Source organism: Streptomyces sp. 130 (assembly GCF_007096885.1).
Lineage (GTDB): Bacteria > Actinomycetota > Actinomycetes > Streptomycetales > Streptomycetaceae > Streptomyces.
The window spans coordinates 48,397-59,914 of sequence record NZ_VJNO01000022.1 but is presented as its reverse complement, the minus strand read 5'-3'; the positions used below and the strand labels follow the sequence as shown (position 1 = coordinate 59,914).

Annotated in this window: 11 protein-coding genes; 4 read left to right on the top strand and 7 right to left on the bottom strand. The window is 74.1% G+C overall.

Annotated elements, in window-relative coordinates; genetic code table 11:
• The first annotated feature begins 32 nt into the window (after positions 1-32).
• Positions 33-1,274, top strand: a complete 1,242-nt coding sequence (locus tag FKN01_RS19735) for a styrene monooxygenase/indole monooxygenase family protein (protein WP_143622414.1) — start codon at positions 33-35, stop codon at positions 1,272-1,274.
• 25 nt (positions 1,275-1,299) lie between these two features.
• On the opposite strand, the gene FKN01_RS19730 is transcribed toward FKN01_RS19735, so the two are convergent.
• From FKN01_RS19730 to FKN01_RS19710, 5 genes are all read right to left on the bottom strand, one after another.
• Complete coding sequence (locus tag FKN01_RS19730; protein ID WP_143622412.1) at positions 1,300-2,454, bottom strand: C40 family peptidase; 1,155 nt, start codon at positions 2,452-2,454, stop codon at positions 1,300-1,302.
• A 172-nt stretch (positions 2,455-2,626) separates the two neighbouring features.
• Entirely contained in the window at positions 2,627-5,290 is a 2,664-nt protein-coding gene (locus FKN01_RS19725) for a PQQ-binding-like beta-propeller repeat protein (protein WP_143622410.1), read from the bottom strand.
• Between the two features lie 115 nt (positions 5,291-5,405).
• The gene (locus FKN01_RS19720; RefSeq protein WP_143622408.1) at positions 5,406-5,690 is read right to left on the bottom strand and encodes a hypothetical protein; all 285 of its coding nucleotides are present in this window, start codon (positions 5,688-5,690) and stop codon (positions 5,406-5,408) included.
• A 17-nt stretch (positions 5,691-5,707) separates the two neighbouring features.
• Entirely contained in the window at positions 5,708-6,460 is a 753-nt protein-coding gene (locus FKN01_RS19715) for a TetR/AcrR family transcriptional regulator (protein WP_143622406.1), read from the bottom strand.
• 26 nt (positions 6,461-6,486) lie between these two features.
• Positions 6,487-7,422: a diiron oxygenase gene (locus FKN01_RS19710; protein WP_143622404.1), complete on the bottom strand. Its 936-nt coding sequence runs from the start codon at positions 7,420-7,422 to the stop codon at positions 6,487-6,489.
• A gap of 177 nt (positions 7,423-7,599) precedes the next feature.
• Between FKN01_RS19710 and FKN01_RS19705 the strand changes: the two genes are divergently transcribed.
• Together FKN01_RS19705 and FKN01_RS19700 are read left to right on the top strand one after the other, a co-directional pair.
• Complete coding sequence (locus FKN01_RS19705; RefSeq protein WP_143622402.1) at positions 7,600-8,724, top strand: ferritin-like domain-containing protein; 1,125 nt, start codon at positions 7,600-7,602, stop codon at positions 8,722-8,724.
• Complete coding sequence (locus FKN01_RS19700; protein WP_143622400.1) at positions 8,702-9,757, top strand: protein kinase; 1,056 nt, start codon at positions 8,702-8,704, stop codon at positions 9,755-9,757. Before FKN01_RS19705 ends, FKN01_RS19700 begins: the two co-directional genes overlap by 23 nt.
• On the opposite strand, the gene FKN01_RS19695 is transcribed toward FKN01_RS19700, so the two are convergent.
• A complete protein-coding gene (locus FKN01_RS19695; RefSeq protein WP_143622398.1) occupies positions 9,718-10,257 on the bottom strand; it encodes an N-acetyltransferase in 540 nt (179 codons plus the stop codon). The genes FKN01_RS19700 and FKN01_RS19695 overlap by 40 nt on opposite strands.
• Before the next feature lie 87 nt (positions 10,258-10,344).
• Between FKN01_RS19695 and FKN01_RS19690 the strand changes: the two genes are divergently transcribed.
• Entirely contained in the window at positions 10,345-11,166 is an 822-nt protein-coding gene (locus FKN01_RS19690) for a hypothetical protein (RefSeq protein WP_185992910.1), read from the top strand.
• A gap of 15 nt (positions 11,167-11,181) precedes the next feature.
• Here the strand turns inward: FKN01_RS19690 and FKN01_RS19685 are convergent, their stop codons facing one another.
• Positions 11,182-11,487, bottom strand: a complete 306-nt coding sequence (locus FKN01_RS19685) for an SCO0607 family lipoprotein (protein ID WP_143622396.1) — start codon at positions 11,485-11,487, stop codon at positions 11,182-11,184.
• Positions 11,488-11,518 lie beyond the last annotated feature (31 nt).

Genomic DNA, 11,518 nt, shown 5'->3' with positions numbered 1-11,518 from the left:
CCCCCCTCAGCACCACACAACGGAGAACCGCGATGCGGAAGATACTGATAGTCGGAGCCGGTCAGTCCGGGCTCCAGCTCGCCCTGGGTCTGCAGTCCAAGGGGTACGAAGTCACCCTGATGTCCAACCGCACCGCCGACGAGATCCGCTCCGGCCGGGTCATGTCCACGCAGTGCATGTTCCACACCGCGCTCCAGCACGAGCGGGACCTCCGGCTCAACTTCTGGGAGTCCCAGGCCCCCCGCATCGAGGGGCTCGGCGTCTCGGTCGCCGCCCCCGACTCCTCGCGGGCCGTCGACTGGGTCGGCCGACTCGACGGGTACGCCCAGTCCGTGGACCAGCGCGTCAAGATGGCCGGCTGGATGGACACCTTCGCCCAGCGCGGCGGACAGCTCGTCATCCACGGCGCGGCCGTCTCCGACCTGGACTACTTCTCCCGCGCCTACGACCTGGTGCTGGTCGCCGCCGGCAAGGGCGAGCTGGTCTCGATGTTCGGCCGGGACGCCTCCCGTTCGCCGTTCGACGCCCCGCAGCGCGCGCTGGCCGTCGCGTACGTGCACGGCATGGGCCCGCGCCCGGAGCACCCGGAGTTCGACGCGGTCCGCTGCAACCTGGTCCCGGGCGTCGGCGAGCTCTTCGTGATGCCGACCCTGACCACGACCGGCCGCGCGGACATCCTGTTCTGGGAGGGCGTCCCGGGCGGGCCGCTCGACGCGTTCCAGGGCATCAAGGACCCCTCCGAGCACCTGGCGAAGACCCTGGAGCTGATGGAGGCCTTCACCCCCTGGGAGTACGCCCGCGCCACCAAGGTCGAGCTGACCGACGCCAACGGCACCCTCGCCGGCCGCTACGCCCCCACCGTCCGCAAGCCGGTCGGCCGGCTGCCCGGCGGCGGCCTGGTGCTCGGCGTCGCGGACGTCGTCGTCGCCAACGACCCGATCACCGGCCAGGGCTCCAACTCGGCGTCCAAGTGCGCCGCCGCCTATCTCGACGCGATCGTCGAGCACGGCGACCGGGAGTTCGACGAGGCGTGGATGCAGGCCACCTTCGACCGGTACTGGGACACCGCCCAGCACGTCACCAAGTGGACCAACGCCATGCTCGGCGTCCCGCCGGAGCACGTGCTGAACCTGATCGGCGCCGCCGGGCAGCTCCAGCCGGTCGCGGACCGCTTCGCCAACGGCTTCAACGACCCGGCGGACTTCGAGAACTTCTTCTTCGAGCCCGAGAAGGCGGACGCCTACCTCGCCTCGGTGGCGGCCCAGGCCGCCTGACCCCGCGGCCCCCCGGCCCCGGCCGTCACGCGCCCGGGGCCGAGGAGGCCCCGTACCCCTCGTCCGAGCCGTCCGTCGCGCCCGCGGGCAGCTCCGGACCCTCGTACGAGGCCAGCGGCGTGCCGTCGGGGTCGGGCCGGACCGCCCCGAGCACCGGGTTGGACGCCACGGGCGAGACCTTCACCCGGGTGCCGGGGCGGGGCGCCTGCACCACCAGGCCGTTGCCGATGTACAGCGCCACATGGGTCGCCTTCGGGAAGTAGACCACCAGGTCGCCCGGGCGCAGCGCGTTCATCGCGATCCTGGTCAGCTGCCGCCACTGCTCCTGCGAGGTGCGGGGGATGACGCGGCCGGCGCTCGCCCACGCCTGCGAGGTGAGCCCGGAGCAGTCGAAGGAGCTGGGCCCCTCCGCGCCCCACACGTACGGCTTGCCGATCTGCCGGACCGCGTACCGGACGGCCTCGCCGCCCTGGGCGGTCGGCGGCCGGGACGTGGCGAGCGCGCCGGAGGCCACCAGGGCGCTCTGGGCCCGGTCCGTGTTCTTCCGCTCCAGCCCGGAGACCTCGGCGAGCTGGTCGGGGGAGAGCGTGGCGATCTTCGCCTCCACCTGTCTCAGCCGGGTCCGCACGGTGTCGCGCTCCTTCTTCTTCCGCGCGGTCAGGGTCCGCTGCTCGGCGAGCACCTTGCGGGACTCCTTCGCCAGCTCGTCGGCCCGCTTCTCGGCGGCGCCGAGCCGCCGCACGGCCGCCGCCCGCCCGGCGGCCAGGCGCTGGATGACCTGGCCCTGGGTCAGGGCGGCCTCCGGGTCGCGCATCAGCAGCAGCCGCAGATACGCGGAGAGCTCGGACCGGCCCTGGTACTGCTCGCGGGCGAGCCGCCCGGCGGCGTCCCGGCCCTTGGCCAGCGAGCGCCGTGCGGTGACGAGGGCCGCGTCGAGCTTCTTCGCCTTCGCGGCCCGCTTCTTCAGCTCGGCCGTCGTGCCGTTGTAGCTCTCGGTGGCCTCTTCGGCCTGCTGATAGAGGAGGCGCAGCTCGCTCAGCAGCCCGGCGGCCCCGTCGGGCGGAGCGCCGGGTGCGGGCGGCGCGGGCGAGGGGGCCGCTACGGCGGTGGCCGGCGAGACCACGACGACGGCGGCCAGGGCCGCCGTACCGAGGGAACGCACCAGGGTGCCCGACGACACGACATCACCTCCGAAACCGGGGTGAATCGTGCGACTACCCCATGAGTGAGCGCAATTCGTCCATACGCTCACCCGTGCGACGGGGCGATGCAAGAACCCGCGGCCGTGGCGCCCCTCCGCCGCCCTCCGGATTCGCCCGGAAGGCGGCGGGCGGTGGGCCGGCCGGGTGCCGTCAGTCGACCGGGAACGCGTACACCGTGCGGCCGCGCCGCACGACCGCCGTCCTGTCGTACGCCAGCACCTGGTAGCCGGCCTTGACGGTCTCGCCGTCCGGGCCCTGGTCGCCGATGTCCTGGAACTTCCACAGGCGCTTGCCGTCGGAGGCGGAGAAGGCGGTGACCTGGCTGTGCTCGGCGGCCAGCAGGGTCTCACCGGTGGAACTGAGGGTGATCACGGGCGTGCCGTCGCCCGCCGCCTCCGTGGAGCGCTGCCACACCGCCTTCCCGCTCGCGCGGTCGACCGCCCCGACGACGTGGTTCCGGTTGGTGGTGTAGAGCGCGTCGCCCTTCGGCACCGAGACGCCGAACGCGGATGCGGGGCCGCCCTTGAGCGTCCACCGCGCCTTGCCGCCGGGTGTCGCGAAGGCCCGCAGCCCGCTGCCCTCCGCCGCGTACAGCATGCCGTCGTCGGCGCCGACGGCCGCCGCCTCCGGTGTGACCCGGCCGAGCGCCGTGGTCCAGCCGGGCTTGCCGGTCGCTCGGTCGTAGCCCGTGAACCGCGACTTGTTCTTGGCGGCCTTCACCTGCGCCGGTGTGCGGGAGGCGGGCCGCTGCCGCACGACGACGGAGTCCTCGCGCACCGCGATCAGTTGGTAAGCGGGCGCGATGTCGCCGCGCCCGGTGGGCAGCGCGGACCGCCACAGTTCCTTGCGCTCCGCGATGTCGTACGCGAACAGGTACGACTTGACGACCTGCTTGTCCTTGCCGCGCTTCTTGCCCTTCTTGGGCTTGGGCGCCTTCACGGTGACCTCGTGCGCGGCGGTGAACCAGATGCTCGTCGCGTCCGCGCCGACCAGGGTGCCGACCTCGAGGCCCGGCGCGTCCTTGAAACCGTCGGCGCAGGCGAGCCGGTGGGCGACCTTCCCGTCCTTCGTGGAGATCCACACGAACTCGTCCCGGCGCGCCACGAAGCAGTGCTCGTCGTCGACGGGCAGCGCGGCCCGGCCCCCGGCCCCGGCCGGGTTCGCCCAGAGCCGGCGTCCGGTGCGCAGGTCGACGGCGCTGACCTGGCTCTCGTCCGAGAGCACCAGCAGGCGGTCCTTCCACACGGCGGCGGTGAGCGGGGCCGGTTCGTTCGCCGGGTGGTGGTAGACCCACCGGGGCTGCGGGGGAAGCCCCGCGACGCTCGGCCGCGCGGACGTCGGCGCCGGCTTCGGGTCCGGGCCGGGCTCGTCCTCGTCGCCCGAGGTCAGCGCGTACAGCGTCCCGCCGCCGACCAGCAGCCCGGCCACGCCGCCCACCGCCCCGAACAGCAGACCGCGCCGGCTCGGCCCGGACCGCCGGGGCTCGGCGGGCGGAGCGGTGTCCGGGACGGGCGCGGGCGGCAGCGGTACGGGGGCGGGCTCGGGCTGCGGCTGCGGGTACCCGTAGCCGGACCGGTCCGGCCGGGCAGCCTGCGGCCCCGGCTGCCCGATCACCCCGAGCTGTGTGGTGCGGGTGTCCGGGAGGGCGGCGGACGCGTCCGGGACCGTGCTGCCCCCGGCGACCGGCTCCCGCCACTCGGGCACCGGCGTCGGCTGGTGCCCGGGCGGCACGGCGTCCTGTATGCCGGGCCCGGGCGCCGGCCGGGGCGCGGGTGCGACGGCGTCCCAGACGTCCCCGTACGACTTCGGGGCATGGCCGCCCCGGGCGCCCGAGGGGTCCTCGTCGGACACCGGATACTGCTCGGGCACGGGGTTCTCCGCAGACGCGTTCCCGAGGGGCGCGGAGCTCTCGGGCGCGGCGGCCAGCTGCCCGGCCCGGACGCCCTGTCCGGCCACCGCCGCCGCCGGCCCCTCCGGGAGCCAGCCGTCCCTGGCCAGGGCTGCCGCGCCCTCCGGGGCGAGTTCGGCGGCCACCGCACCGGCCGTGGGGCGGTCGGCCGGGTCCTTCGCCAGGCAGCGGGCGATCAGGTCGCGCAACTCGTCGGGTACTCCGGCGAGTTCCGGGGCGGCCTGCGCGATGCGGTCGGCGGCCTCGGCCGGCGGGCCGTCGGCCAGCGGGGTCGTCCCGGTCGCCGCGTAGGCGAGCAGCAGGCCGAGCACGAAGAGGTCCGAGGCCGGACCCGCCTCCTCGCCCGCCAGCTGTTCCGGGGTCAGATAGCCGAGCCGTACGGAGAGCCGGCCGCCCGGGCCCGCCGACGCCTCGGCCGCCGCGCCCAGCGGGCCGAAGGCGGTGAGCCGGGGGCCGTCCTCGGCGAGCAGCACGGTCCCGGGCGCGAGGCCGTGCAGCACGGTGCCGGTGGCGTGGACCCGGGACAGGGCCTCGGCGAGGCCGGCGCCCAGGACCCGCACGGCACGCCCGGGGAGCGGGCCGGCGGCCTCTATGGCCTCGGCCAGGGTCAGCGCGGGGACGTACACCGCGGCGGTCCAGGGCGCGTCGGAGCCGTCCGCGCGGGTCTCCAGCGGCTCGTCGACCCAGTCCCCGGCGAGCCGGCCGGCGAGGCGCGCCTCCGCGTCGAAACGGTGGCGGAAGGCCGGCGAGGCGGCGAGCTCCGGCCGGGCGGCGGTGACCACGACCAGCCCGCCGGGGGCCTCGGCGCGCGCGAGGTACTGCACCGCGGCGGCCGTCTCGCGCAAGCGGGCCAGCACGGTGTACGGACCGAAGTCCCGTGGCTCGTCCTGACGCGGCGCCTCCATGGCACATCCCCCCTTGTGACCGTCCCCGTCCGTCCCCAGGGACCAGATGATCGATCCTAGGGCCTGCCGTCCCGCCGCCTGCCGCCGGGCGACGACGGCAGCGGGACGGCAGCGGCTAACGGGGCGGTTCCGGCGGCTTGCCGCCCGGCTTCGACCACGGCCACCTCGGCCGCTCGCGCCCCTCGGGGGCGTACTCGTAGATCCACCCCCGCTGGATGCCGAGCCGCTTCGTGCGACCGGCCGGGGCCCTGCGGTACGCGTAGACCGCGGGCGGTCCGCCGGCCGCGTCCGGGACCGGGACCTCGTACCACTTGGGCGGGTGGCCCGTCGCTCCGGTGAGGACGGGCAGGACCCGGCCGTCCAGCGGGCCGCCGACGAAGGCGGTGTTCTCGCTTCTCACCCGTCGAGTCTGACTGATCAGTCCGGCGGCAGCAGATGCGCGGCCACGCCGGTCAGCGGGGCCAGCCGGTCCACCAGCCGCCCGGCCGGGCCCTCCACGGACTCCAGCGGGAGCAGCGCGGCCACGGCCGCCGCGGTCTGCGGGTCCGAGGACGAGGTGACGGCCAGCAGGCCGATGAACTGGTCGACCAGCCAGTCCCGCAGCTCGGCGGCGTCCGGCCGTTTGCCCTCGTCCAGCCAGATCAGCGAGGCGGCCTCGACCGCCGCGATCCAGGTGCGCACCATCATGCTCATCCGGGGCGCGGGTTCGCTGTGCTCGTCGTGGCCCAGGTGCAGCAGGATCTGCTCGGCCGCCGCGCGGCGCACCTCGTCCACGATGGTGTTCGTCCGGGAGGTCTCGGCGACGCTGCCGCCCCGGAGCAGGGCGCTGAAACCGGCGTCGTGCTCGTCCACGAAGGTCAGATAGCGGTCGAGGACGCGGGTCACCCGCTCGGTCGGGGGCCCCTCGGCGGGCTCGGCGAAGCACAGCTTCAGCTGCTCGGCGGCCGAGCGGAGCGCCGCCTCGTACAACTGCTGACGCCCGCCCGGGAAGTAGCGGTACACCAGCGGGCGCGACACCCCGGCCACCGTCGCGACCTCGTCCAGCGAGACCTCGTCGGGGGACCGGTGCGCGAAGAGCGTGAGCGCCGCACCGAGCAGCTGGGTGCGGCGCTCCTCGACACTGAGTCTTCGGTACGCGCGGCCGGGCGGCGCGGCGGCAGCTGGGGTCATGGCCCCCAGACTAAGCGCACCCGTCGTCACGCCAGCAGGCCCGAGCTCTTCCAGAGCCTGCGCCCGACCCCGTTCAGGACACCGATGTCCTCGAAGAAGTCGGTCAGCCGCTTGGCGCCCGTCTGCATGACCTCCGTGCGGTGTCCGCTGGCCCTCACCTGGGCGACCGCCTCGTGGCGGTCCAGCCCCACGTTCTCGTACACCTGCGGATTGACGAAGCAGACGGAGAAGACGCGGGCCGCCTGTCCGCAGCTGACGCGGGCCAGTTCGCGTTCCCAGCGGGGCGCGGTCACCATCTGGCGGCGCAGCTCCTCGCGGGCGTAGCGGACGTGCCGCGCCTCCTCGATGACGTGGATGCGGGTCACGCCGCGCACCAGGGGCTGGACGCGCTCGTCCGGGAAGGTCAGCCGCTGCATCCAGTCGAGGATCTCCTCGCCCAGGAGCGTCCCGGCGAACGAACCGGGCGTCGTGGACACGCTCTTCAGGACGCGCGCCATGTTGTGGTACCGGCGCGGCACGGTGTACGTGGGCCCGCCGCCCCAGGTGATCATGCGGCCGAACATCATCGAGTGCCGGCACTCGTCGGCGATCTCGGTGAGCGCGTAGCGGACGTGGTTGCTGGTCGGGGGCTTGTCGTAGACGTGCCGTACGAGCAGCTGCATGAGGATGATCTCGAACCAGATGCCGAGCGAGGCGAGCGAGGCGGCCTCGTGCCGGGCCAGTTCCTGCCGCTGGTCGTGCGACATGCGCTTCCACAGCGGGGTGTCGTAGAGCGAGACCAGCTCGGGCGGCCAGAACCACTTGCCGTCCACGGGCGGCGCGTCCCAGTCGAGCTCCTTGTCGGGGTCGAAGGAGTGCTTGGCGGACGCCTCCAGGAGCCGTTCGGCGATCTGCTCACGGCCGCGCAGCGGGCCGAGTGCGTCGCGGAGCGCCTGCAGGTCGCTTGTGGTCACGGTCGTCATCGCGGAGGCACCTCACCCATGGGTTACCGACGGTCACCCACTATGAGACTGCCTGTCAGCAAGCCCGTCAATCCCTTCCGCACGACTTGTTGACCGCGCGTCTACCAACGTGTGAACCTGCCAACTGAGCGGGGAGCCCGCCGACTTCCCGGCAGTCGCGAGGCGAAGGAGCCGTACGTGTCGACCCACGACCTCTACACCACCGCCCCCGAGGAACCGCTGTGGACCGTGCCGGCCACCGGCGCCGCCCGCTTCAGCTGGGACTACGACGACGGCCGCGAGCGCCTTCTCGCCCTGTACCAGAAGGGCAAGGACAAGCAGTGGGACGGCAACAAGCGCATCGACTGGAGCCTGGAGGTCGACCCCGCCGACCCGCTCGGCACCCCCGACGAGGCCCTGACCCTGTACGGCACCCCGTACTGGGCGAAGATGACCGAGAAGGACCGGGGCGAGCTGCGCAAGCACTACACCTCCTGGCAGTTCAGCCAGTTCCTGCACGGCGAGCAGGGCGCGATGATCTGCGCCGCGCGCATCGTGGAGGCCGTCCCCGACCTGGACGCCAAGTTCTACTCCGCGACCCAGGCCATGGACGAGGCCCGGCACGCGGAGATCTACGGCCGGTTCCTGCACGAGAAGGTCGGGATGCTCTACCCGGTCAACGACAGCCTGCAGAGCCTGCTCGGCGACACCCTGCGCGACTCCCGCTGGGACATGCCCTACCTCGGCATGCAGGTCCTCATCGAGGGCCTGGCGCTGGCCGCGTTCGGCATGATCCGGGACACCACCACCAAGCCGCTGCCCAAGCAGATACTCGCCTACGTCATGCAGGACGAGGCCCGCCACGTCGCCTTCGGGCGGATGGCGCTGCGCGACTACTACAAGCAGCTCGGCGACGCGGAACGGCGCGAGCGCGAGGAGTTCGTCATCGAGGGCTGCTACCTGATGCGCGACCGGCTCAGCGGGGTCGAGGTCCTGGAGAACTTCGGCGTCGGCAGGCAGGAGGCGAAGGAGCTCAGCGAGCACTCCGAATTCCTCCAGCTCTTCCGTAAGCTGCTGTTCAGCCGCATCGTCCCGTGCGTCAAGGACATCGGCCTGTGGGGCGAACGGCTGCAGAAGGCGTACGTCGACATGGGCGTCCTCGAACTCGGCGACTCCAGCCTCGACCTGCTCATGGCCCAGGACGAGGAGATCGCCGAACAGCTCGACAAGGACCGCTTCGAAGCGGAGGAACGGGCGAGGGTGGCGGAGGTGGCCGAGGCGATCGCGCAGGGCGGGGCGGATGCGGACGGGGCAGGGGACTGAGGAGCACGACGGCCGCGCGGCCGTCCACCGGGCGGTCGCCACCCGGCTCGCCCTGCTGAGCGACCGCCGCCTCGGCCGGGAGGTCGCCGCGGCCACCCCGCTGGGCGCCGGCCTGGGCGGCCGGGCGGCGGAGCTGGACGTCGACGGCACCCGAGTCTTCGTGAAGCGGGTGCCCCTCACCGCCCTCGAACTGCGCCCGGAACACGTCCGGTCCACCGCCAACCTCTTCGGGCTGCCGGTGTTCTACCAGTACGGGATCGGCTCGGCCGGATTCGGCGCCTGGCGGGAACTGGCCGCCCACCTCCTCACCACGCACTGGGTGCTCACCGGCGCCCACCCGGACTTCCCGCTGATGTACCACTGGCGGGTCCTGCCCGACACCCCGCCGCAGGGGTACGTCGACGAGTTCGGCGGCATCGAGGGCGCCGTGGCCCACTGGGAGGGCCACCCCGCCGTACGCGCCAGGCTGGAGGCCATCGGCCGGTCCACCGCGAGCCTGGTCCTCTTCCTGGAACACGTCCCGCACACCCTGGGGTCCTGGCTGGCCGGGCGCCGCGCCGCCGCCGGGCGGGGCGGCACGGCCCCGCCGTACGCCCGGATCGACGCGGCCCTGGCGCGCGGCGCGGACTTCATGAGCGCCCAGGGGTTCGTGCACTTCGACGCCCACTTCCGCAACGTCCTGACGGACGGCCGGTCGGTCCGCTTCGCCGACTTCGGCCTGGCCCTCAGCTCCGCGTTCGCACTCTCCGCCGAGGAGTCCGCGTTCCTGGCCGCCCACCTCGCGTACGACCGCCACTACGTCGCCGGCCACCTGCTGCGCCACCACCTGTCCGACGAGGTGTACGACGCCGCGTTCCTCCGGGCCTGGCTCACGGGCACCCGCCCCGCCGGCGTACCCCCCGAGGCCGCCGCCCTGCTCGACCGCCACGCCCCGGCCGCCCTGGCCCTGGACGGCTTCCACCGCCGCCTCCTGACGGAGAGCCGGCGAACGCCCTACCCCTCCGCAGCGATCGAGGAGGCGGCGGGGCGGTGACCCTGCGCGGGCCGCTCCATGCAGACGAGGTCCGCGCGGTCGTCCCACGACGGCACGGCGCTGAAGCCGAGGCGTTCGTAGAGCGCGACGGCCCCGGTGCGCCACCGCCAGACGGAGAGCCGCACGGTGCGGGCGCCCATGCGGCCGGCCCGCTCGAACGCGGCGCCGAGCAGCGCGGAGGCGACGCCCCGGCCGCGCGCGGCGGGGTCCGTCCAGAGCCGCTTGATCTCCGCGGCCCCGCCGGCCGGGCCCGTGACCACGACGCACCCCACCGCCGCGCCGCCGTCCCGGGCGACGAGCACGACGGCGTCCGCGAACGCGCGGTCCGGGGCCTCGGTCTCCAGCCGGTAGCGGTCGGGCAGCCCGGACGCGTCCGCCACGGGCACGCCCTTCTCCGCCTCGGTGCACAGGTGGTAGCCGGTGAGCAGCGCGGCCAGGCCGGGCACGGCGTGCAGTGAGCCGGGCGGCGGGCATTCCACGGAGAGGGGGCGGCCGTTCATGGCCCGAGCATCGCACGAGCGCGCCCCGGACCCCGGGCCGGGCAGGCCCCGGAAGGCGTCGCGCGCCCATGCCGTAGCTTGTGCGGCATGAGCATGCCCCCGCCGCCGCAGGGCCCTTACGGTGCGCCCCAGGGCCCCTACGGCCCGCCGCCGCCCCAGCCGAATCCGTACGCCCAGCAGCAGCCCTGGGGCGCCCCGCAGGGGTCCGCGCCCCAGCCGTGGGGGGCTCCGCCCGGCGGGCCCCGGCCGTCGTCGGCCCGGCCCGGGGTGATCGCGGCGGTCGTCGCCGGCGCGCTCCTGGTCGCGGGCGGCATCGTCTTCGGCGTCGTGCGGCTGGGCGACGAGGCCGGCCACAAGCTGCCGGTGTCCAGCGGATTCCCGGCGGCCGAGTACAAGCTCACCGTGCCGAAGACGCTCCTGGAGGGCGAGTACACCCTCCAGGAGGACACCTCGGCGACGGACGGCAAGGACATCGAGGACACGTACGACCCGACCATCCGCGACCCCAGGGCCGTGGTGACCCAGTACGCGTCGAAGGACGGCGGGACGCTGATCGTCTCCGGGATGTGGGGCCGCATCAAGAAGCCCGAGCTGTCCCGCGACGCGATCCTCGAGGGGGCCGCCGAGGGCGAGGGGATGACCGTGGCGGTGCCCGCGCGGGAGTTCACGCCCGCGGGCTACGGGATCACCGTCGCCTGCGAGGTCGTCCGCTCCGAGGACGGCGGCGTCACCAGCACGCTGCCCATGTGCGCCTGGGGCGACGACAACACCGCCTCCTTCGTCGCCGTCGTCACCGAGGAGACCGCGCTCCAGGACCCCGACGAGGTCGACCTCGCCGAGGCGGCGCGCCAGGCGGCCCAGGTCCGCGAGGAGATGCGCGAGCCGATCGGCACCGGGGCGGCCGGCTGACCGGCCGCCCGGCCGTCACTCCGAGACCTCGATGATCCTGCCGTTCTCGTCGAGGGTGTGCTCGTTCCAGTACGTCCACCACTTGTCGTCCACATGCTCGGGGACCTTGCCCTCGGGGTAGCGGACGTATCCCTCGGGCGGCTCCTCGCCGTCCTTCACGCACGCGCTGCCCGTGCTGCCGACGTACAGCACCGGATACTCACCGCCGGAGCAGACCGCGTCCGCCGTGGAGCAGGCGGACGCGAGCAGCGCGAACACCACGCCGCCGGCGGCGAGGGCGGCGGTGGTCCGCGGCGGGCGGGGACGACGGGTCGTACGCATCGTGACACTCCTTCAGGGGGGGGGCGGCTGT

What these genes read in the sequence shown, in the direction of transcription:
- FKN01_RS19700 (WP_143622400.1), top strand. Translation starts at nt 8,702, where the DNA reads ATGCGGACGGGGCAGGGGACTGAGGAGCACGACGGCCGCGCGGCCGTC.
- FKN01_RS19685 (WP_143622396.1), bottom strand. Translation starts at nt 11,487, where the DNA reads ATGCGTACGACCCGTCGTCCCCGCCCGCCGCGGACCACCGCCGCCCTC.
- FKN01_RS19715 (WP_143622406.1), bottom strand. Translation starts at nt 6,460, where the DNA reads ATGACCCCAGCTGCCGCCGCGCCGCCCGGCCGCGCGTACCGAAGACTC.
- FKN01_RS19710 (WP_143622404.1), bottom strand. Translation starts at nt 7,422, where the DNA reads ATGACGACCGTGACCACAAGCGACCTGCAGGCGCTCCGCGACGCACTC.
- FKN01_RS19690 (WP_185992910.1), top strand. Translation starts at nt 10,345, where the DNA reads ATGAGCATGCCCCCGCCGCCGCAGGGCCCTTACGGTGCGCCCCAGGGC.
- FKN01_RS19735 (WP_143622414.1), top strand. Translation starts at nt 33, where the DNA reads ATGCGGAAGATACTGATAGTCGGAGCCGGTCAGTCCGGGCTCCAGCTC.
- FKN01_RS19695 (WP_143622398.1), bottom strand. Translation starts at nt 10,257, where the DNA reads ATGAACGGCCGCCCCCTCTCCGTGGAATGCCCGCCGCCCGGCTCACTG.
- FKN01_RS19725 (WP_143622410.1), bottom strand. Translation starts at nt 5,290, where the DNA reads ATGGAGGCGCCGCGTCAGGACGAGCCACGGGACTTCGGTCCGTACACC.